The sequence below is a fragment of the Streptomyces sp. NPDC006923 genome (genome assembly GCF_040635655.1).
In the GTDB taxonomy this organism is placed as follows: domain Bacteria; phylum Actinomycetota; class Actinomycetes; order Streptomycetales; family Streptomycetaceae; genus Streptomyces.
The window spans coordinates 300,884-322,064 of record NZ_JBEYIF010000008.1 but is presented as its reverse complement, the minus strand read 5'-3'; the positions used below and the strand labels follow the sequence as shown (position 1 = coordinate 322,064).

Annotated in this window: 20 protein-coding genes; 6 read left to right on the top strand and 14 right to left on the bottom strand. The window is 70.8% G+C overall.

The window, feature by feature from the left end; translation table 11 throughout:
- Positions 1-87: 87 nt before the first annotated feature.
- From ABZ707_RS18975 to ABZ707_RS18965, 3 genes are all read right to left on the bottom strand, one after another.
- Entirely contained in the window at positions 88-954 is an 867-nt protein-coding gene (locus ABZ707_RS18975) for a helix-turn-helix domain-containing protein (RefSeq protein WP_360175725.1), read from the bottom strand.
- 47 nt (positions 955-1,001) lie between these two features.
- A complete protein-coding gene (locus ABZ707_RS18970) occupies positions 1,002-1,844 on the bottom strand; it encodes an oxidoreductase (RefSeq protein WP_360175722.1) in 843 nt (280 codons plus the stop codon).
- A 230-nt stretch (positions 1,845-2,074) separates the two neighbouring features.
- Complete coding sequence (locus ABZ707_RS18965; protein WP_360175719.1) at positions 2,075-3,076, bottom strand: aldo/keto reductase; 1,002 nt, start codon at positions 3,074-3,076, stop codon at positions 2,075-2,077.
- Positions 3,077-3,309: 233 nt separating this feature from the next.
- On the opposite strand from ABZ707_RS18965, the gene ABZ707_RS18960 reads away from it, so the two are divergent.
- Both ABZ707_RS18960 and ABZ707_RS18955 read left to right on the top strand, forming a co-directional pair.
- Positions 3,310-3,582 carry a GlsB/YeaQ/YmgE family stress response membrane protein gene (locus ABZ707_RS18960; RefSeq protein ID WP_360169002.1) on the top strand — a complete coding sequence of 91 codons (273 nt, stop codon included), beginning with the start codon at positions 3,310-3,312 and terminating at the stop codon, positions 3,580-3,582.
- Between the two features lie 303 nt (positions 3,583-3,885).
- Entirely contained in the window at positions 3,886-5,304 is a 1,419-nt protein-coding gene (locus tag ABZ707_RS18955; RefSeq protein WP_360175716.1) for a protein kinase, read from the top strand.
- A 175-nt stretch (positions 5,305-5,479) separates the two neighbouring features.
- Here ABZ707_RS18955 and ABZ707_RS18950 read toward each other — a convergent pair whose 3' ends face one another.
- From ABZ707_RS18950 to ABZ707_RS18915, 8 genes are all read right to left on the bottom strand, one after another.
- A complete protein-coding gene (locus tag ABZ707_RS18950) occupies positions 5,480-5,953 on the bottom strand; it encodes a hemerythrin domain-containing protein (RefSeq protein ID WP_360175714.1) in 474 nt (157 codons plus the stop codon).
- A 202-nt stretch (positions 5,954-6,155) separates the two neighbouring features.
- On the bottom strand, positions 6,156-6,524 hold the full coding sequence (locus tag ABZ707_RS18945; RefSeq protein ID WP_360175711.1) for a response regulator transcription factor: 369 nt from the start codon (positions 6,522-6,524) through the stop codon (positions 6,156-6,158).
- 32 nt (positions 6,525-6,556) lie between these two features.
- Positions 6,557-7,660 carry a PAS domain S-box protein gene (locus tag ABZ707_RS18940; protein ID WP_360175708.1) on the bottom strand — a complete coding sequence of 368 codons (1,104 nt, stop codon included), beginning with the start codon at positions 7,658-7,660 and terminating at the stop codon, positions 6,557-6,559.
- On the bottom strand, positions 7,657-8,313 hold the full coding sequence (locus ABZ707_RS18935) for a response regulator transcription factor (protein WP_360175705.1): 657 nt from the start codon (positions 8,311-8,313) through the stop codon (positions 7,657-7,659). Before ABZ707_RS18935 ends, ABZ707_RS18940 begins: the two co-directional genes overlap by 4 nt.
- A 79-nt stretch (positions 8,314-8,392) precedes the next feature.
- On the bottom strand, positions 8,393-8,752 hold the full coding sequence (locus tag ABZ707_RS18930) for an STAS domain-containing protein (RefSeq protein WP_360175702.1): 360 nt from the start codon (positions 8,750-8,752) through the stop codon (positions 8,393-8,395).
- Between the two features lie 384 nt (positions 8,753-9,136).
- The gene (locus ABZ707_RS18925; RefSeq protein ID WP_360175699.1) at positions 9,137-10,153 is read right to left on the bottom strand and encodes an acetamidase/formamidase family protein; all 1,017 of its coding nucleotides are present in this window, start codon (positions 10,151-10,153) and stop codon (positions 9,137-9,139) included.
- Between the two features lie 172 nt (positions 10,154-10,325).
- On the bottom strand, positions 10,326-11,606 hold the full coding sequence (locus ABZ707_RS18920; protein WP_360175696.1) for an SWF or SNF family helicase: 1,281 nt from the start codon (positions 11,604-11,606) through the stop codon (positions 10,326-10,328).
- Positions 11,603-14,518 carry a DEAD/DEAH box helicase gene (locus tag ABZ707_RS18915; RefSeq protein WP_360175693.1) on the bottom strand — a complete coding sequence of 972 codons (2,916 nt, stop codon included), beginning with the start codon at positions 14,516-14,518 and terminating at the stop codon, positions 11,603-11,605. Before ABZ707_RS18915 ends, ABZ707_RS18920 begins: the two co-directional genes overlap by 4 nt.
- Before the next feature lie 274 nt (positions 14,519-14,792).
- Between ABZ707_RS18915 and ABZ707_RS18910 the strand changes: the two genes are divergently transcribed.
- Together ABZ707_RS18910 and ABZ707_RS18905 are read left to right on the top strand one after the other, a co-directional pair.
- Complete coding sequence (locus ABZ707_RS18910) at positions 14,793-15,866, top strand: acyl-CoA desaturase (protein WP_360175690.1); 1,074 nt, start codon at positions 14,793-14,795, stop codon at positions 15,864-15,866.
- Between the two features lie 69 nt (positions 15,867-15,935).
- On the top strand, positions 15,936-16,118 hold the full coding sequence (locus tag ABZ707_RS18905) for a hypothetical protein (protein ID WP_360175687.1): 183 nt from the start codon (positions 15,936-15,938) through the stop codon (positions 16,116-16,118).
- A 121-nt stretch (positions 16,119-16,239) separates the two neighbouring features.
- Here ABZ707_RS18905 and ABZ707_RS18900 read toward each other — a convergent pair whose 3' ends face one another.
- From ABZ707_RS18900 to ABZ707_RS18890, 3 genes are all read right to left on the bottom strand, one after another.
- Positions 16,240-17,646 (bottom strand): tannase/feruloyl esterase family alpha/beta hydrolase, encoded by a 1,407-nt coding sequence (locus ABZ707_RS18900; protein WP_360175684.1) that lies wholly within the window; start codon positions 17,644-17,646, stop codon positions 16,240-16,242.
- 325 nt (positions 17,647-17,971) lie between these two features.
- Entirely contained in the window at positions 17,972-18,241 is a 270-nt protein-coding gene (locus ABZ707_RS18895; protein ID WP_360176021.1) for a hypothetical protein, read from the bottom strand.
- A 237-nt stretch (positions 18,242-18,478) separates the two neighbouring features.
- Positions 18,479-19,078 (bottom strand): class I SAM-dependent methyltransferase, encoded by a 600-nt coding sequence (locus tag ABZ707_RS18890; RefSeq protein WP_360175681.1) that lies wholly within the window; start codon positions 19,076-19,078, stop codon positions 18,479-18,481.
- Positions 19,079-19,244: 166 nt separating this feature from the next.
- On the opposite strand from ABZ707_RS18890, the gene ABZ707_RS18885 reads away from it, so the two are divergent.
- Together ABZ707_RS18885 and ABZ707_RS18880 are read left to right on the top strand one after the other, a co-directional pair.
- A complete protein-coding gene (locus ABZ707_RS18885; RefSeq protein ID WP_360176018.1) occupies positions 19,245-19,637 on the top strand; it encodes a YciI family protein in 393 nt (130 codons plus the stop codon).
- Between the two features lie 75 nt (positions 19,638-19,712).
- Entirely contained in the window at positions 19,713-21,005 is a 1,293-nt protein-coding gene (locus tag ABZ707_RS18880) for a sigma-70 family RNA polymerase sigma factor (protein WP_360175678.1), read from the top strand.
- The last annotated feature ends 176 nt before the right edge of the window (positions 21,006-21,181 follow it).

Below are 21,181 nucleotides of genomic sequence, written 5' to 3'. Positions count from 1 at the left end.
TGTCATACAACGGGCAGCGTCCCCCCGAGACGCCGGCGCTGCTGTGGTGGACCGGGCGTGACCGCCCCGTGGCGGCGGTTGGCCCCGTCACCGCAAACGGTCCACGACCGAGGCGGGACGGGTGACGCGCAGGAAGTCGATCAGCTCCGAGTCGCGGGTGCCCTCGGCAGCCGTGTACACCAGGATCCGCAGGTCAGCCCCAGGGACCGTGATTGTGTCGCAGTCCATGGTGATGTCGCCGATCGGGTGTGAGATGACCTTGCGTGTCGAGTCGTGGCGGGCGACGGCGCCCCGCTTCCACAGCTTCGCGAACTCGGGGCTCTCCGCCTTCAGTTCCGCGACCAGCGCCGCCAACCGCGGATCCCGTGGATAGCGCCCCGTGGCGGCGCGCAGGTCGGCGACCAGGTCCGCGCGGTACTGGGTGGTCTCGCTCAGCACACGGGCCGGGTGGTCACCGAAGCTCGCGTTGGTGTCGTCACGTCGGAAGATCACGCGCAGGAGGTTCATGTCGCACGGTTCTCGCGACGAGGGATCGCCCATGAGCGCCGCCCACAGCGGCGTCCAGGTGATCAGCGTCCAGTCCGCGGCGAAGACGGAGATCGCGTTGTCACCGAGGCGGGTGACAAGGCGCTGCACCTCGGCGGGGACGGCAGTCGGGACGTGGTCCGGCGCCGGTGGCTGGTGTCCGGCGAGGCGGTACAGATGGTCCCGCTCCTCCACGGTGAGCTGCAGACTCCGGGCGATGGCCTCGACCACCTGGGCCGACGGCTTCGCCCGGCCCTGCTCCAGGCGGACGAGGTAGTCGACGGACATACCCGCCAGTGCCGCGACCTCCTCGCGCCGCAGACCCGGGGTGCGGCGGCCGAGGCCGCCCAGCATGCCGACGTCCGCGGGGGACAGCCTTCCCCGCCACGCGCGCAGCATGGCGCCCAACTGCACGACCGCCTCATCCATACGGCACACTTCCTGTTCACGACTCGTGGCGAGGGATGCCCCCGGAATCACCCGTCCGACCTGATGTCCGTCGACTTCGACAGCTCCAGCCACTCGTCCGCGTTGTCCCGCAGTTCGGCGGCCCGCTGCCGGAACGCGTCGACGGCGTCGCTGCCGGCGGCCCACCGCGCGGGGGGCTCCTCGGCCTCGGCGAGCCGGACGACCGCCGGGCCGAACGCGGTGGGGTTCCCCGGCTGGTTGTGGTTGCTGGCGTCCAGCGAGGTCCGCCGGTCCTCGCGGAACTGGTGATAGTCCTCGATCTCGACATCGCCATGGCTGACGGAGCTGGGGTCGAGGAAGTCGGTCCGGAACATCCCCGGGTGCACCGACGTCGCCCGGACGCCGAACTGTGCCAGTTCACGGCTGAGCGACTCGGACCAGCCCGTGACCGCGAACTTCGCGGCGCAGTAGATGGAAGAACCGTCGATGCCGATGATGCCGGTGAGCGACGAGATCGTGATGACATGGCCCGAGCGCTGCGCGCGCATGGTGGGCAGCACCGCGCGGGTGACATGGAAGGCACCGAACACATTGGTCTGGAACTGCCGCTCGATCGCCTCGGGGGACAGCTCTTCGAAGGCGCCGAGCTGGCCGTAACCGGCGTTGTTCACCAGCACGTCAATCCGTCCGTAACGGTCAAGGGCCGCCTGCACGGCCGGTCCGACGGAGCCACTGTCGGTGACGTCCAGGGTGACAGCGAGGAACTGCTCGCCGTGGCCCGAGACCGCTTCCCGCACCTGCTCCGGCTTGCGCGCCGTCGCCACCACGTTGTCGCCGTTCGCCAGTGCGGCGCGGGTGACCTCAAGGCCGAGCCCGCGGCCGGCACCGGTGATGAACCAGGTCTTCGTCATTTTTCTCTTCCCACGAAATCTTCCGGCTGCCGAGCCGGCACCCATGTCCAGGATCCCTCTGTGGCGACTCACGTGGGTGGCAAGGTTTGTGCCACCCGGGGTCCGGTCGCCGCCTGTGGCTCTGGTGGTGTGCCTTTCGGAGGAGTGGTTTTCGCTGTGACGTCGGGGAAGTGTTCGCGGGCCACGCCGGCATGCGCCGGTCGGCGGACGTGTGCGCGCGGCGCGGCCGGTCAGCTCAGCGGCGGGGTGACGCCGTAGGACCAGTTGTAGTCCATCCGTGTCTCTCGTTCCCCTACGACCTGAAGGCTGTCCAGGCGGGCGAGTTCCGCACCGTCCAGTGTCAGCCGGGCGGCACCGATGTTCTCCTCCAGGCGGGAGACATGCAGTGTGCCGGGGATCGGCACGATGCCGGGCGCCTGGGCGAGCAGCCACGCGAGCGCGACCTGGCCGGGAGTCGCGTCATGGGCGGTGGCGATCTTCCTGACCACCTCCACGGCGGCGAGGTTGGCCTCGAACGCCTCGCGTGCGAAGCGGGGCATCCCCCGCCGGTAGTCGTTCTCGGGCAGGTCGTCGAAGGATGTGATCGTGCCCGTCAGCATGCCTCGGCCCAGCGGGCTGTAGGGCACGACACCGATGCCGAGTTCGCGGGCGAGGGGAACGACCTCCCTCTCGATGTCGCGCGACCACAGTGACCACTCGGTCTGGATCGCGGTGATCGGGTGGACGGCGTGGGCGCGCCGGATCGTCTCGGGTGCCGCCTCGCTGAGGCCGAGATGGCGCGCTTTGCCCTCGGTGACCAGCTCGGACATCGCGCCGACCGTCTCCTCGATCGGGACGTCGGGGTCAATCCGGTGGTAGTAGTACAGGTCGACATGGTCGGTACCGAGCAGGGTGAGCGAACGCTCGATCCGCTCGCGAACATACTCCGGCCGGCCATTCATGACCGGTGCCTCGTCGCCGACAATGGGCCGGACGATGCCGAACTTGGTGGCGACGACGACCTGGTCCCGACGGCCGGCGATGGCCTTGCCGATGCGCTCCTCGCTGTCGCCGTAGATATCGGCGGTGTCGATCATCGTCGCGCCCAGCTCGATCGCCCGGTCGATGAGTGCGCCGGCAGTGTCATCCGTGGCGTGTTCCTGGCCCTGGCCGTAAGGCCGGGCGAAGCTCATCGCGCCGTAACCGATGGCACCGACCGTCAGGTCACCGAGAGTGCGCTGGGGAATGGGCATGGTGTTCCTCACAGAATCGTCACGCAAGGCATGTCCTCACGTGTGGACCAACGTAAGTCCACACCTGTGGAAATGCCAAGCTGGATGATCCGGCGGCACCGCGGGGCTGGGACGGATCCCCGGACCGGCGGGGATTTTTTGGTTCCCGCGTTTGGGTCCGGTTTTACGGGTCACACCCAGGCCGTAAGGAACGTATAAGTCTCCGCGTTCAAGGACCTGAGGAAGGTAGTGCCATGGGCATCATCGCCTGGATCATCATCGGACTGCTCGCCGGCATCATCGCCAAGGCCATAGTTCCCGGCAAGGACCCCGGCGGGATCATCGTGACCATGCTGCTGGGCATAGTCGGTGGTCTCCTCGGCGGCTTCCTCGGCAAGGTGATCTTCAACGTGGATTCGATCGACGGGTTCTTCGACCTCTCGACATGGATCGCCGCGATCATCGGTTCCGTGATCGTGCTGCTGATCTACCGACTTGTCACGGGCCGCAGCCGCGCGCACGCCTGACCCCGCGCGGTACCGCTCCGTGCCCCGTCCGGAGCTTCGTCCTGGCCGGCCCCGCAGTACAAAGGGGGCCGGCCAGGACGTTTCCCTGGGCACCGCCGGTGACTTCCCGAGGTGTGGGAAACGCGTCCCGGGGCACGCGATGCAGACGGCGAGCCTGAGGGGCGAGCCGACGGCCGCGCGAGTTTCACCAAGGCCATACGGAGCCGATGTCGCCAGCGGGCAGGGCCTACGGGACGGACCTGCGAGGTAAGAGGCCCCGGGCACACGGTGCCCGGGACACCGGAAGGGGCGTTGCCTGTGTTGGTGGCTGGGCGATACCGGACGAGCGAGCAGCTTGGGCGCGGCGGCATGGGCGAGGTCTGGCGTGCGCGCGACGAAGTACTGGGTCGCCCCGTGGCGGTCAAATTGCTCCGGGAGCAGGTGGCCGACGCCGCGGCGATCGCCCGCTTCCAACTGGAGGGGCGGACCGCGGCTCGGCTGAGTCACCCGAATGTGGTGACGATCTACGACACCGGCACCGAGGCCGACCGCGGTTACCTGGTGATGGAACTGGTCGAGGGGCGCAGCCTGGCGGAGGAACTCCGCGCGAACGGGCCGACGCCTCCCGCGCGTGCGGCCCGTATCGGGGGTCAGGTCGCCGCGGGACTGGCGGCCGCGCACCACCAGGGCGTCGTCCACCGGGACGTCAAACCGGCGAATCTGCTGCTGGCGCCCGATGACACCGTCAAGATAAGCGACTTCGGGATCGCCCGCTTCGCGGATCACTCCACCGCGGGGCTGACACTGAACGGCCAGGTCATCGGCACCAGCGCGTATCTCGCACCGGAGCGGGCCCTGGGGCGCCCGGCGGGGCCGGCCGCCGACGTGTACGCGTTGGGGTGTGTGCTGTACGAACTCCTGACCGCCCGCCTGCCGTTCCGGGCGGACACCCCCGCGGTCATGGTCTACCGGCATGTCGAGGCGGATCCTGAGCCCCCGAGCCGTTGTGCCCCCGAACTGCCCGGCGCCCTGGACGACTTCGTCCTGCGGCTGCTGACCAAGGACCCGGCCCGGCGACCCACCGCAGAACAGGCCGCCGACTTCCTCTCGGCGGCCGAGGACTGGATACCGCTGGAGCGGACCGTACGGCAGGTGACATGGGCCGGAGCCTCGCACCAGCCCGTCGGCGGTCTCTCGCCCACTCTGCCGGGCGACAACACACACGCGCGCCCAGCCGGCCGGCGGAATGCATGGATTCGTCGGCCGCAGGTGTTCGTCGGTGCGGCGGCAGTGGCGCTGGCCGCGGTCGTCGTGGGCGCGGCTGCCACATCGTCCGACGGCGGCGGTGAGAAGCCGCTGTCCACTCCACCGTCCTCCTCGGCCCCGGACACGCGCCACGCGGGAGGATCGCCGGCGGCCGGACCCACGACACGGTCGGACGCGGAGACCGCGGCCACCGCGAAACCCACGGCGGGGGAGTCCTCGGCGACGGTGTCGCGGGGCGCGGTGCCGGCCGGTTCGTCCGCCTCACCGGAGGAGAAGACGCCACAGGAGGGGAAAGCCACGGCGAGCTCCCGCCCCTCGCCGTCCAAGACCGTTTCGCCCACCGTGAATCCGTCGTCCCCGGCCGAGCCCACGCAGCCCTCCACGCCGACCCCCACGGAGGCACCGTCCCCCACGGGCACGGCCCCCGCCCCCGACCAACCGGACCCAGGAACCTCAGAACCGGCCGTTCGCTCGTAGGCCCTGTCCGGCGCTCTCGGTGCCCGTCCGGTCCGCAATGCTGATCGCTTGGCCGTCGCGGAGCCGGCTTCACACATGTCGCAGATCGAACATGTCGCCGATCCACACACGTTCGCGCCCCAGAATGCCCTGTCACCAGGGCCTGGGGCGCGTCGGCGTTCCTCCGTCCGTCGGATCACTTGTGGGCGCTGGGGACCTTGAGCGGGTCGCGGGGTGCGGTGGGCTTGGCGGCGGCGAGCTCTTCGCCGAGTTCGACCAGGCGGTTGCGGCCCAGGGCGGCGCGGACCTCGGGGAACCACTCCTGCTCTTCTTCTTCGACGTGGTGGCGAACGTTCTCCATCAGCACGGTCATCTTCGCGTCGAACCGCTCGTCGGCCGGATCCAGGCCGGCCAGCTCCGAGAGCATCCACAGCACCACATGGTGCTCCTCGACACTCTCCAGGACATGGTCCGCGGTCTCGGGAACCGCCTTGCGGGCGGCCGGGTAGAAGACCTCTTCCTCGATCCAGGTGTGGACCGTCAGCTCCTCGATCACCTTGTCCGCGATCCGCTTCTTGGTCTTGTGGGCGTTCTCGCCCGCCTTCTCGAACTCCTTGAACAACTTCTCAACCGTCTTGTGGTCGTCCTTGAGCAGCACGATCGCGTCCACTGTGAGACCGCCTTTCGTCGAGGCCGTGCGCACCCGGGAGGTGGACACTGTGAGAGCCGGCGCCCGTCCGGCGCACAGCCCGGGTACCCCGGCTCAGGGACAAGAAGCGTCAGCCGCGGCCCCGTCACCCGAGCGGCCGTGGTGCGCTGTCCCCACCGGCACACCGGATCTCGCGGCCGGCCGCCGACCGGAACGCCCCCGGTCAGGACGCCTCCCCGGTGGTCCTCCCCGCTCGGCGCAGGGCCGCGAGGAACTCCCTGTTGGTGACGCCCTTGCGTACGTACTCCGAGACGCCGACGCGCTTCATCGCCTCGACCGAACTCGCGTCGTCGTACGCGGAGAACGCCACGAGGCGGCTGTCCGGCGAGCACCGTGTGATCTCCCTGGCCACCATGGGGCCGCCGCCGGGGAAGCGGACGTCCAGAACCACGAGGTCCGGTGCGTGGCGGCGAGCGAGGCGAATCGCGTTCTCCGCGTCCAGCGCCGTGCCCACGACCTCCAGGTCGGGCTGCGCCTCCACGACCTCGCGCAGGGCTTCCAGCAGCATCACGTTGTCGTCGCACAGGAGCACGCTCAGTGGGGTGCCCGCAGAGTGGGCCGGTGTCACCGCGGTGGCTGCGGTTCACCCGCGGGGAGCGGATCCGAGCTGGGCACCCAGAACTCGACGGTCGTCCCTCGTCCGGGCCGGCTGCGCATGGACCACCACCCTCCCGCGGTCTCGGCTCGCTCCCGCATCTCGATGACCCCGAAATGAGCCTGGGAGGTGTCCCGGGACATCGGCTCGCCGTTGCCGTCGTCGGCGATCCTGGTCAGGATGCCCCCGTCGGACGACTCGACACGGAGGGCGACGTTCTTCGCGTGGGCGTGCTTGCGCACGTTCAGCAACGCCTCCTGGACAATGCGGAAGACGGTGATGGCTGTCTCGGGCGCGGGCTCGCTGTCGAGCCGGTGCTCGAACGAAGCGGTCAGCTTCCATGAATCCGTCACGTCGTTCAGATGGTTGGAGAGGGCTTCGACCAGACCGTGCCGGTCGATCCCCGGGGGATGCAGGCGGAATGTCAGGTTGCGGAGGCGGCTGATCGCTCCGCGCACCGTTGCGTCGAGGCGCTCCAGCTCCGCGGAGGTCGACTCCGGCGCCCGCTCCGCCAGCAACTGCAATCGCATTCCCACCGCGACCATGGCCTGGATGGTGTCGTCGTGGACGTCCCACGCGATACGGCGCCGCTCCGTCTCCTGGGCCTGGACCAGGTGGTCGAACAGCCGGCGCCGTTCGCTGAGCGCGTGCTGTGCGGCCCGCCGCTCGGTCATGTCGCGGGTGACCTTGCCGAAACCACGCAGCTCGCCCCGGTCGTCCCACAAGGCGGTGATGACGACGTTCGCCCAGAACCGGGAGCCGTCCTTGCGGATGCGCCAGCCCTCGTCCTCCAGCCTGCCTTCGGCCACGGCGGTCTCCAGCTCCCACTGCGGCTTTCTCGACGCCTTGTCCTCGGCCGGATAGAAGACCGAGAAATGGTGTCCCACGATCTCCGCCTCGCTGTATCCCTTGATCCGCTCCGCGCCCGCGTTCCAACTGATCACATAGCCCTGCGGGTCGAGCATGAAGATGCCGTAGTCCAGCACTCCCTGCACCAGCAGGGTGAAGGCGGCCTCCGACAGCGGAGCCGCCCGCTTGCGTGTCAGCTCCGGCGTTTCCGGCTCGTCCGTCACTGGAGGAGTCCTTCACGTCGCGCGATCGTCACGGCCTCCAACTGCGAGCGCGCACCCAGCTTCTCCAGCACCCGCTGGACATGGTTGCGTCCCGTATTGACCGCGACCCCCAGCCGACCGCTGATCTCCGCCGTGGTGAAGCCCTCGCCCAGCAGATCGAGAGTCTCCCGCTCCCGTGGGGTGAGCGTGGCTCCGGGCGTCGACACCCTGCCGGTCAGCCGCCCCAGCACGTCGCCCAGCAGGGCGTGGCTGAACACCACCTCGCCCGCCGCCACGCGACGCACGGCGTCCTCCAGCTCGCTCAGAGGACTGGCCTTGAGGATCATGCCGGCTCCGCCCGCCTCCACCACGCGTGCCGCCACCGACGCACTGCCCTCACCCGCCAGGACGAGGACACGCACGCCCGGCACGAGGCCCTCCAGATCGGGAATGACGGAGACACCGTCGCCGTCCGGCAGCCGCCGGTCCAGCAGTACGACATCAGGCTGGTGCCGCCCGGCGTCGACCAGAGCCGAGGCCAGCGTCGCGCAACGTCCCACGACTTCCAGTCCGGACGAGCGCTCCAGGGCGAGGCATATCGCCTCGGCCACCATGTCGTGGTCCTCGACCAACAGGATTCGGACCGGTCGGCTGGGCGAGGGTGATGAAAGCATTGGTGCATCCTTGCTGGTGGCGGGCCGCACGATCATGACAGAAGGAGCCGGTGCCGCAGGCCCCGACGACCGCCGGCCCTCATTCGCTGCGCGCCAGGATCGTGTCCGCACTCGCGTGTCCCTCGGTCAGGATGTCACTGGCCCCGATCAAGGACAGCAGCCGCGCAAGCTGCGTACCGATACCCTCGACCACCAGATCGGCACCAGCCAGCAGCACGGCGATCCGCGCGCCCAGCAGGGCGTTCACGCCGGAGCAGTCGCAGAAACAGATGCCGGTCAGATCGAGGCGGAGGCTCTTCGGCCGCTTCGCCAGACAGGCGGCGACCGCCTCCCGGACATACGGAGCGGTGTCGTGATCGAGTTCGCCGGCGACGGTCACCCGCGCATGGCCCGCTCCATTGACGGTATGTGACGACTCGAACGTGTGAGAAGCAGTCACGGCGTGGCGCACCTCTCGGAGAGCGCATGGCGCGTTCGGCAGCGCGGCTTCATCCCGTGAGCCCGTCCTGCGATGGGGGTCCCGCTGTCGGCTGTCGCATCTCTACCTCGGCTTAGTGCGTGGGCACCAGTACGTCACTAGTGAATCTGCACTAGGCGTAGAAGTCAACGCGCACCAGGGTCCTTCGGCTGGATCTGGCTGGATCAGGGGGGCCGGGGCGGGACCCCGGCGACCGACGGCAACGCGGCGAGGTGCGGCGCCGGGGTACGCGCGCCCGGCGCGATCCCACGAGAGGGCCCCATGATCACGCTCCGACAGGGGCCCCGCGCGAGGCGCGAATGCGGCCTCGACCAGCGGTTGTACGCGTGCGCCGCCCGGGACGGGTCAGCCGCGCGGCAGTACGGCCGCCGTCTCGCGGAGGTGGCGGTGCAGCCCGCGGTGCGGCTCACCCGTGGGCAGCCATTCCTTGCGGATCTTCGCCACACAGGTGTAATTGGTGTCACACACGTTGGCGAGCGGTGCCTCGCCGGCCTGGCTGACGAGCTGGTAGGCGTCGAGCTCGGACAGTCCGTAGTCGCGGGCCAGCCACCGCACCAGATCGAGCTGGGAGATACGGAACGCGTCCTCCAGCGGCCGGGCCGAGCCCGTCGACATGATGTGGGTGTCGGACTCGATCCGTGGCCAGGGCGTCGCGACCCCCTTGAGCAGTTCCACTATCACCACCGTGTTCGTGGCGCACTCAACGGCCACCCCGCAGGTCTCCCCCTCGCCCTGGCGGGCATGCCCGTCGCCCAGACTCAGCAGCGCGCCCTCGACATTGACACCGAGATAGCAGGTGACACCGGCCCGCATCTCGGGCGTGTCCATGTTTCCGCCGTGAGCGTCGGGGACGAGAGCGGACCGCACCTCGAGATTGGCCGGGGCCACCCCGACGGTGCCGTGCATCGGATCCATCGGCAGCTCGATGTCGATGTCGCTGTCGCGGGCGCTGAACAGACAGGTGCCCCGGGCCCGGTCGAGCTGCCACATCCAGACGACCTCGGGCAGCGGCGGCTGGAGTGTCGCGGTCGTATGCGTGGACGTGAGCGCGCCGAAGAGCGGCACGGTTGTCGAGGCGGCCCAGTCACGGGCGGGCTGGATGGAGACGAAATGCACCGCCAGGGTGTCGCCCGGCTCGGCCCCCTCCACATGGAAGGGGCCGGTCTGCGGATTGAGGAAGGGGAATTGGCACACCTCGGAGACCAGGTCCCTCTCGGACCGGACGCGGCCGGCGAAACAGTCCTCCGTGAACAGGTCCAGGACCGTGCCCGGCGTGATGCGCGCGACGGGCGCGGCGCCGCCGAACGTCCAGGCGTACTCGTCCTTCTCCGGCCGTACGGTCAGGATCCTGGGGTCACTCATGGGCGGACTGCTCCTTGTCTCGTACGGCGGGTGGCCCGCCGGTGGGCCGGCGCGGCCCTCACCGTACGGGGGCGGCGTGCGGCGGCGGAAGACAGCGGTGTGCCGGGGCGCCGCCCCGGCACACCGGCTCGGTCCGGCGCCGTCTCAGCCCAAGATCCGCGAATTCAGCCCGTCACCCCTCGCCCAGCGCGTCCGCCAGCGCCGCCGCCGGATCGTGACCGGCGGGGCCGGCCGGGACCCACCGGCCGTCCTCCTCGCGGTACGGCCACCAGCGCCCGTCCCGTCCGTACCGCAGTTGCGCCGTCCCGTTCTTCACGGTCCAGCGGCCGGCGCCGCCTGCCCGGAGTGGCGGCCGGTCTCCGTCGTCCCAGGCCGCTTCGAGAGCGGCCGCCGCCCGGCGGAGTGCCTCCGGTTCCGGCGTCCACTCCTCCTCCAGCACGGCCAGGGCCGCCGCACCACCGAACCGCCAGGCGCGCACCGCGAGGTCCAGTTCGGTGCGGCTCCGGCCGGTGCCCGAGGCGAGGCGCTCGGTGAGACGGGCGTCGGACGTCGAGGCGGCGAGCCGCACAGCGTCCTGCCCGGGTGTCAACTCCGTTTCCAGCGGCTGCCGTTCATGTCCGGGAGACAGCGCGTCGGAGAGCATCCGCAGAGCCCTCGCCGCCGCGTCGCCGGCCAGGAACTCCAGGGCGCCCTCGTCGACGACCTCGGAAGGATCCGCCGCGGTGCCCAGGACCGGCGGCCGCCCCGCCTCCTGGGGCAGCGGCGGCGGAGCGGGCAGTGGCGGCAGGATGTCCTGGGCCGCGAACGCCTCCGCCGCCGGGACGCCCGCGCCGGCCGGTGCCTCGCCGGGCGGCGGCTCCAACTGTGCGCGGGCGGCGCGGGAGACACTGCGTACCTGCAACTCGTCGAGGAGTCCGCGCTCGGTCCGGCCCCGCATGAGCAACAGGACAAACGGATCCTGGTCCAGCAGCCTCGCGACCTGGTAGCAGAGCGCCGCGGAATGCGGGCAGTGGTCCCAGGCCTCGCAGGTGCACTCCGGCTCCAGATCTCCGATGCCGGGCAGCAGTTCGACGCCGGCCCCGGACGCGTCCTCCACCAGATGCGGTGGCATTTCCCGGTCCAGCAGCGCCGCGATATGGCCCGCGCGGTCAACGGCCATCTCCAGAAAGCGTTCCCACTCCTCCTCGCTGAGCTGTTGCAGCAGTACGTCGCTGCGGTGCGCGGTGCCGTCCCGGTCCCGTACGACCGCGGTGATCCGGCCCGGTCGTACGGACACGGCACCGACGGCGCCCTGGCGGGCATGGCGGCGTCCGCGCTTGAGCTGCTCGCCGTCGAGCGCGGTGTCCTCCAGCGCCTTCAGCCAGGCCCGTCCCCACCAGGACTGCGCGAAACCCCGGCCACCGGCCGGCGCCAGAGCGGCGAAGACACGCTCGTCGTCCTCTGTACCACTCATCGCGCGCTTCCTCTCAACTCCACCAGATCCGCCAGCTCGGCGTCGGTCAGTTCGGTCAGTGCCGCCTCGCCGGAGCCGAGTACGGCGTCGGCCAGCCGCTTCTTACGGGCGAGCATCTCGGCGATCCGGTCCTCGATGGTGCCCTCGGTGATGATCCGGTGCACCTGCACGGGCCGGTTCTGCCCGATGCGGTACGCACGGTCCGTGGCCTGGGCCTCGACGGCGGGGTTCCACCAGCGGTCGAAATGCACGACATGCTCGGCCCGGGTGAGATTGAGCCCGGTGCCCGCGGCCTTCAACGACAGCAGGAACACCGGCGCTTCGCCGCGCTGGAAACGGTCCACCATCGCCTCGCGTTCGGCGATCGGGGTGGCGCCGTGCAGAAACTGGGTACGCACACCGCGCGCCGCGAGATGCTGTTCGAGCAGCCGCGCCATCCGTACGTACTGGGTGAAGACCAGCACACTCGCGCCCTCGGCCAGGATTGTGTCGAGCAGCTCGTCCAGCAGCTCCAGTTTTCCGGAGCGGCCCGCGATGCGTGGATGCTCCTCCTTCAGATACTGCGCCGGATGGTTGCAGATCTGCTTGAGTCCGGTCAGCAGTGTGACGATCAGCCCGCGGCGCTCCATGCCGTCCGCCTCCGAGATCGCCGCGAGGGTCTCCCGCACCACGGCCTCGTACAGCCCGGTCTGTTCCCTGGTGAGGGTGACGGCCCGGTCGGTCTCGGTCTTGGGCGGCAGCTCGGGCGCGATGCCCGGGTCGGACTTGCGGCGGCGCAGCAGGAACGGGCGGACGAGCGCGGCCAGCCGCTCGGCCGCCGCCGGGTCCTCACCGCTCTCCACGGTCCGCGCGTAGCGGTCGCGGAAGGTGCCGAGACGGCCCAGCAGACCGGGTGTCGTCCAGTCCAGGATCGCCCACAGTTCGGAGAGGTTGTTCTCGACGGGCGTGCCGGAGAGCGCGACCCTGGCCCGGGCGCCGATGGTGCGCAGTTGTCCGGCGGTGGCCGAGTACGGGTTCTTGATGTGCTGTGCCTCGTCGGCGACGACCATGCCCCAGGTCACCTCGGCGAGCCTGGGCGCGTCCAGCCGCATGGTGCCGTACGTGGTGAGGACGAACTCTCCCTCGGTCAGGCCCTCCAGGACACGCGAGGCGCCGTGGAAGCGGCGTACCGGTGTGCCGGGCGCGAACCGCTCGATCTCGCGCTGCCAGTTGCCCATCAGTGAGGCGGGACAGACCACCAGGGTCGGGCCGGCGGCCGACGCGTCGGTCTGCCGGTGCAGATGGAGGGCGATGAGGGTGATGGTCTTGCCGAGTCCCATGTCGTCGGCGAGACAGCCGCCCAGACCGAGGGAGGTCATGCGGTGCAGCCAGTTGAGGCCGCGGAGCTGGTAGTCGCGCAGTGTGGCGTCGAGTGCGGCGGGCTGGGCGATCTCTGGCTCCAGGGGTTCGGTGCCCAGGGTTCCCTCGGGGTCGGCGAGGCGGTCGCGGAGCTGGGCGAGCCAGCCCGACGCCCGTACCTCCACGTGGCGGCCGTCGACTTCGGTGGAGCCGGTCAGTACGGCTCCGAGCGCGTCGACCGGGGTGAGCGCGCGGTCCCGGCTCTCGCGGGCACGCCGGGCCTCCGCCGGGTCGATGAGTACCCACTGGTCGCGCAGCCGTACCACCGGGCGCTTCGCGTCGGCGAGTTGGTCGAGCTCGGCGCGGCTGAGCGGCCGGTCGCCCAGTGTGAACCGCCAGTTGAAGGTGAGCAGTGTGTCGGCCGACAGGAAGGAGGGCGGATCCGCCCGGTCCCGGTGGGATACGCCGCTGCCGCCGGGCCCCGGTCCGGGGGAGGTCTCCGGCGGACCGATGACCGCGCGAGCCGTCAGTGTGCGCGCCAGCTCCCTGGGCCAGTGCACCTGGACACCGGTGGCCGCGAGCGCCCCGGACGCCTCGCCCAGCAGCTCGGTGACGTCCTCGTCCGCGAGGTCGACGGCATCCGGTACGGCGGCGGAGAGCAGCGGGGCGAGCGGCGGCCAGGCGTGCGCGGCCCGGCGCAGGGCGAGCAGCGCGTCCAGCCGGGCACGCGGCCCGAAGGCCGTCCCGGGAGAGGCGCCGGAGCGCCCGTCCGACCATACGTCGGCGGCGTCGGCGACGAGGGTGGGATCGCTGACGCTGTGCATCTGGAGCACGGCACGGAAGACGGGCCCCGTGCCGGTGTCGTTCCCGCCGTCCGGGAGACCGTGCGGTTCGACGCGGAGGGAGAGGCGTACGCCGGTGTCGTGCCCCGCGGCCACCTCGGCGGCCCAGTCGCGCAGTCCGGGACACCGGTGAGGTGGTACGGCGGCGAACGCGGCCGAGGCGGCGGCGACCGGTGCGGCGGGTGTCCGCGGCAGACCGTCGACGACCGCGTCGAGGAAGTCACGCAGCAGCCGTTCGGGCTCGGGCAGCAGGAGCGTGCCCGCCGGGGTCGCGGCGACCGGGACGGCGTGTGCGGTGGGCGGCATCGAGGCGGCGAGCACACGGATGCGCTCCAGATCGGCGGCCGTCAGCGGTCCGGCCCGCCACGCGTCGTGATCCGTCCCGGTGAGACCGGGCAACATCCTTCCCCGCGCGGCGAGTTGCAGGGCGAGCAGCGCGGCCGAGCCCCAGAACGCCGCCGACGGTGAGGCGTCCACCGTGACGCGTGCCCTGGTCAGGTGGGCGAGCGCGTCCGGTACGGGCAGCGACAGGGCTCTGACCGTGAGCGGGCGGGCCCCGGCACCGACGACGGCCAGCTCCGCCACGGAGCCCGGAGCGGAGGGCGGTTCCGAGCCGTCGGGGTGCCAGAAGGCGATCCGGCCGGTACGGGCCGGGTCCGCGGCGAGAAAGACCGTGGAACAGCGGGCGAGTTCGGAGACCAGGGAGGGTGTTGCGGCGGGAAGCCTGTGCACAGCGAAGACGCATTCCTCAAGTTTGACTACTTCGGGTCGGAGCCGCCGAGGGTACCCCACCGCGGCCCCGGGCGGGGGCATTGCCGGCGCGACCGGGCTCAGACCGGGCCGGCCGCTGTGGCCAGCACCACCGTCGACCCCCGGGAAGCCCCCACCATTTCCGGGTGGTGGCCTCATGGCCCCGGACGGTCACTCCCTCGTACGTTTCTAGAGGTCCAGCGCGGTCAGCGCGTACCTTCCCCAGCCACCTCGGCCCCAGAGACCGGAGACCGACATGCCCCAGGCCGCCATCGTCGCGGAACCCCACCCCGAGCCCACGGCCGAACGCACCTCCGGCAGCGAATTCACACCTCTCCTGCGGACCGTCCGGGAACAGGGTCTCCTGGAGCGCCGGGTCGCCTGGTACGCCCGGGGAATCTCCGTCAATCTGATCTTCCTCGCGGCGATCGTCACCGGGATGGCGCTGCTCGGCCCCTCCTGGTGGACGCTGCTCCTGGCGCCTCCGCTGGCCGTTCTGTCGGGGCGGATGGCATTTGTGGGCCACGACGCGGGACATTCCCAGATCACCGCCGACCGGGGCAAGGGCCGTCTGATCCAGCTCGTGCACGCCAATCTGCTGCTCGGTATGAGCCAGGAATGGTGGAACGACAAACACAACAGGCACCACGCCAACCCCAACCACATCGACAAGGACCCGGACGTCGCCGCGGACATCCTTGTCTTCACCCAGCGGCAGACCGCGGGCCGCACCGGACTGCGCCGCCGGCTCACCCGCCATCAGGCGTGGCTGTTCTTCCCGCTGACCACACTGGAGGGCATCGCCCTCAAGGTCTACGGCTTCCAAGCGGTCTTCTCCCGGCGGGACCCCCGGATGCCGGTCCGCCGGCGCGTGGTGGAGGGACTGCTCCTCGCGGCCCATGTCGGCGGCTATGTCACCCTGCTGCTCACCACCCTCACCGTGGGCCAGGCCATTGTCTTCGCCCTGCTGCACCAGATGCTCCTCGGCCTTCATCTGGGCCTGGCCTTCGCACCCAACCACAAGGGCATGGAGATGCCGGACCCGGAGAACAGCGAGGGCTGGGGACATCTGCGCCGGCAGGTACTCACCTCCCGGAACATCCGCGGCGGCCTGTTCACCGACTGGTTCCTGGGCGGACTGAATTACCAGATCGAGCACCATCTCTTCCCCAGCATGCCGCGCCCCCACCTGCGGCTCGCCCAGCCGCTGGTGCGCGCCCACTGCTTCGCGCGGGGAGTCCCCTACACCGAGACCGGGCTGATCGACTCGTACCGGCAGGCCCTCGGACATCTGCATCGCGTCGGCGAACCGCTGCGCGTCGGCGCATAGTGGAACTGGCGGACGCATCCGTGCGTTCACGTGGCAGGAAGCGGCCATGGCCGCGAAGGAGGCATCGATATGTCGGCAAGAGCGAAGGTCGCCATCGGGGGAGTGGCCGTAGGGCTTCTTCTGATCCCGCTGATCGGATTCTGGTTCTCGCTGCTGGTGGTGCTCGGAGTGCCCGCGGTGGCGTATCTGATGCTTGACCCCTCGCAGCGGCGCAGGCTCCGGCGGATCAACCGCAAGGAGCTCGGCCGCTGATCCGGGGCCCGGCCGGATCCGCAGGCCGGTACGGGGCGGAGGCCCGCCCGGCACGGGCGCGGCAGAGTTCCGCCCCGCCGGACGACCCGGGACCCGGCGGGGCGGAATTGTTCAGCAGCGGTCAGGACGGCGGCGCCCGGTGGCTGCTTCTGCTCAGCGCGCAGGAATTGACCACGTCACCGGCCGCGGGCCTGCGGATCGTGTGATCCGCGGGCGGGGTGGTGCCGTGCTCCACCCAGTCCGTAAGAGCCGTGAACGCCGAGCGGTAGCACGGCAGGATCGGGCGCAGGCGCTCCGGATAGGTGTCATACAGACCGTCGGTGTGAGAGCCGTTCTCCACCGTGTAGTAGCGGTGCAGCCGGCCGCGCCCCCGGGCGTCGATCATGCGTGCGTACACATCGGAGTCGGTGGCGATCGGCAGCAGCGAGTCCAGATCGCCGTGCAGCGTGATCATCGGCTTCCCGATCCGCCCGGTGAGTGCGACCTTCGCGACGGCGCGGTGTACGGACGCGGGGCGTGAGGCGTAGTCGTAGGACGCGTCGGAGGGACAGGCCGCGAAGATCTCCTCGGTGGTCGAACCGGCCGACGATCCTGGGCAGTTGGCGTCGTACGACGGGTCGAACTCCGCCCGGAATATTTTCTGGGTCAGTCCCCAGTACGCCGCCTCGTGGTACGGCCACAGAAACTGCGAGCCGTCCGCGAAGCCGGCCGCGAGGAGATCCGCGTCATCGGCCGTGCCGAGCTGCCGGGCCACGGTGACCGGCAGGCTGGTCAGCAGATTGGGCCCGCGCGTCGTCCAGAGCGTGCCCTCCCAGTCCACTCCTCCGTCATAGAGCTCCGGACGGTTCTCCAGTTGCCACCGTGTCAGATAGCCGCCATTGGAGATACCGGTCATATAGGTGTGCCGGGGCCCGTGACCGTACCGCTGGGCCACGGCCTTCCTGGCGGCGCGCGTCAGCTCGCTGACCCGGTGGTTCCATTCGGCGACGGCGTCGCCCGGCCGTTTGCCGTCGGTGAAGAAATCGGCGCCGGTGTTCCCCTTGTCCGTGGCGGCGTAGGCGTACCCCTGCGACAGCACCTGGTCCGAGATCAGCACATCCGTGGAGTACTGCTTACGGGTGCCGGGCGCGCCGGTGACGACCAGACCGCCGTTCCACCGGTCGGGCAGCCTGATCACGAACTGGGAATCATGCTGCCAGCCGTGCGTGGCATTGGAGCGCGAATTGTCGGGGAAGTACCCGTCGATCTGGATCCCGGGCACTCCGGAGGGGTTCTTCGTCCCCGCGGCGGACAGTCCTGCCTGGTCGGCGGTGTCGGTGTACGGCGTGCCCGCGAGTGCCCTTGTCGTCAGATCTCCCAGACACGCGTTCTGCTGGCGTTCGGCGCCCGGCACATCCAGCCGGTGCTGCCGGGCGCAATGGTCCGCTGCCCGGTCCGGCGGCGCACTGCCCGCCGCTCCCGCCGGACCGACGGAGGACAGGCCCATCACAAGGGCGGCGAGAAGTGGGATGCCTCGGGACAGGCGCATGGGGTCTCCGGTGAACGTCGGGATGGGCGGGGCGCGCCGCCATATCGTGCTGGGGCCGTTCCCGTACGGCCATGGGCCCGGCCCATATCTCGCACGGCCCGAGCATGTGCGTTTCACCAACACAGCCGGCGGCCGTGCAGTGGACCGGGCGGGGGAGTGTGGACCGGCCACGGGGTGGTGACCGGTGGCACCTGGGGGCCCGCGGACGCCGCCGGTACCGGGCGACCGCCTGTTGGCGCACCGTGACCAGTCGGCTACCCGGGCGTGGAGAGCATGGCTGGGACCGGATTCCGCTCCGGACGGGGGCACCGAGGGCGCACGGCGATCAGGCGGTCGGCAGACCGAGCAGGCCCCGGGCCACGGCCTGCGGCGATTCGTTCCGCTCCCGGGCCAGGGCGATGACCGCCCGGCAGGCGAGTTCGCTGACGCCGAAGGAGAGCGCCTCGGGCGAGACCCAGCCCGACGCCTCGTCCATCCGCTGCTGGTCGTCCTCCGCACACGCCGACACATAGGCGGCGGCGGCCTCGAATATGTTGTGCTGCCGCGTCCGGGGCCGCTCCGCGGCCGGGGCGGCGGCACGGTCCGACGCAAGGATCCTGCGCAGTCTGCTGAACACCGGGTCCACCTTCCCCCTGCTGCCTGGTGTGTGGTGCGGACCGGATGCTGTCCGGGGCCGCTCCTCCAACGTACGGGCGGCCGGGCCCCGGCAGAAGCCCCCGGTCCGCGTGCCGCCGCCCGCCCAGCGGCGGAACCCCGGGGAAGGGGCCGCCCGGGCTCCTCGCGTGCTCCTTGTGTCCAGGACGAGTCGGCCTGGCACGTCAGCCCCAGTACCTCAGTCCCGCCGGACCGCCAGGGCGAGGAAGCGGGAGTCCTCGTCGGCGTACGTCTCCAACTGCCAGCCCGCAGTGGCCAGCAGCGGACGGAGGTTGGGCTCGGCGCGCAGATCGTCTGAGGTGAGCTGCCTGCCCTGCCGGTCGGCGAGCGCGGCGCGGCCGATGGGATGGAACAGCGCCAGTTTGCCGCCAGGGCGTACGGCCCTGGCCAGCTCGCGCAGATTCTCGGCGGGCCGTGGCAGATGAGCGATGAGTCCCGCCGCGAACACCGCGTCCAGCGCCTCCGAACGCACCGGAAGACGGCTCACATCGGCGAGCAGCAGCAGCCCGCTGTGCTGACGGCCGGCCCGTACGGCGGCGTCCAGCATCGCCGGGGTCAGGTCGGCGCCCAGCACCGTGCCCCGTGCTCCCACCGCGCGCCGCAGGGGAGGCAGCGCACGTCCAGTCCCGCACCCCGCGTCCAGCACCGCATTGCCGGGGCGCAGCCCCAGCTCGGCCACGGCGGCGGCATAGGACGGGCCGTCACCGGGGAAGCGCGCGTCCCAGTCCGCGGCCCGGGCACCGAAGAATTCCTGCACATGCGTGTGGTCGTCGGCCATGGGGACATGATCTCCCAGTGCCGTCCGGACCGCTGGCGCGCGGTCTCTCTCAGAAACTTTTTCCGGAAACCTCGCCGAAGATGTCGAAATCGCGTCGAGTGCTTCGACCTGGCCGTGAGAAGCGCCGACGAGGGCTCGACGGAGTGAGGAGAACACCGTGAAGTACATGCTGCTGATGCAGTTCAGCGAGAAGACCGTGGACTTCCCGCCGGTCACCACCTGGACCCCGGAGGAGATCCAGGCACACATCGCCTTTATGCACGACACCAACAAGAAGCTCTCCGAGGCGGGCGAACTGGTCGACGCGCAAGGGCTGGCCGGCCCCGACCAGGCGAAGATCGTCCGGGCCGGCGGCGGAGGCGCCCCCGTTGTCACCGACGGCCCCTACCCTGAGACCAAGGAGTTCCTCGCCGGGTACTGGATCGTGGATTGCGACACCGCCGAGCGGGCGGTGGAGCTGGCCGCCCATGTGTCGACGGCTCCCGGTCCCGGCGGTGAGCCGCTGAACATGCCGATCGAGGTGCGCCAGGTGATGGTGGCACCGGCCCAGGAGATGTGAGCGCTGACTGATCCGGAGACTCCAGCCGGGGGCCAAGCCGGAGACGTCCACGGCGACTTGTCACGGATCCGTCCGGTGACCGGTCCTGAGGAGACGGCCGAGGACCTGCTGCGGGCGCTGGCGCCGCAGGTCGTCGGCGTCCTCACCAGGCGGTTCGGAGACTTCGACGCTGCCGAGGACGCCGTACAGGAGGCGCTGCTGGCGGCGGCGGTCCAGTGGCCGGGGGAGGGCGTGCCACGCAATCCGCGCGGCTGGCTGATCCAGGTCGCGAGCCGTCGTATGGCCGAGCAGGTACGCGGTGAGCGGGCGCGCCGCCGCCGCGAGGACCTGGCGGCCGGGCACCTGCCCGCCGACCGGCAGGCGGCACCGCCCGCCGACACCGGCGACGAGGCGGCCCGGGACGACTCGCTGCTCCTGCTGTTCCTCTGCTGCCACCCCGCGCTCTCGCCCTCGTCGGCGATCGCGCTGACGCTGCGGTGTGTCGGCGGGCTGAGTACGAGCGAGATCTCGCGGGCCTTCATGGTGCCCGAGGCGACCATGGGACAGCGGATCAGCCGGGCCAAGCAGCGCATCAAAGCGTCGGGCATCCCGTTCCGGCTGCCCGACGACAAGGACCGCGCCCGGCGGCTGGAGGCGGTGCTGCACGTCCTCTATCTGATCTTCAACGAGGGGTACGTCACCAGCGAAGGGCCGGACTTGCAGCGGGTCGAGCTGTCCCGGGAGGCGATCAGGCTGACCAGAGCCCTGCACCAACTGCTTCCCGGTGACGGCGAGGTCGCCGGTCTGCTCGCGCTCATGCTGCTCACCGACGCCAGGAGTGCGGCGCGTACCGGCCCGGCGGGTGAACTCGTGCCGCTCGCGGAGCAGGACCGCGGCCGGTGGGACGCCGGGGCCGTCGCCGAGGGCATCGCGCTCATCACGGCCGCCCTGCCTCGGGGGCCGCTCGGTCCTTATCAGGTCCAGGCGGCGATCGCCGCCGTGCATGACGAGGCCGAGACGGCGGCGGAGACCGACTGGCCGCAGATCCTGGCGCTGTACGGGGTGCTGGAGCGGCTGTCCGCGAACCCGGTCGTCTCGCTCAACCGGGCCGTGGCCGTCGCCATGGTGCGGGGACCGGCGGCGGGGCTCGACCTCCTCAAAGTCCTGGAGGTGGAGGGCCCTCTGGCGGACCATCACCGGATCCATGTGGTGCGGGCCCACCTGCTCGACATGGCCGGCGACGCGCAGGGCGCGCGGGAAAACTTCATGGAGGCGGCCCGCCGTACGGCCAGCCTCCCGGAGCGGCACTACCTCACGATCCGCGCCGCCCGGCTCGCCGACGCCCGGCCGGGCCCCGCCGCCCGGGGCGGCGAGCCGCCGGATCGGTAAGGGGACGGCTGCGGCGTCCGCCCGGCGGTAGCCTGGTCGGCGCGCCGGGCAGCGTAAGGACACCACGCCTCCCGACCGCACGCCAGAAGATGTCAGAGCCCCCGGGAGACCGCCCTGTTCGACGCCGACCACCGAAGTGACCCGGCCGCCCGGCCGCGTCCGGGCACAGTGGACCT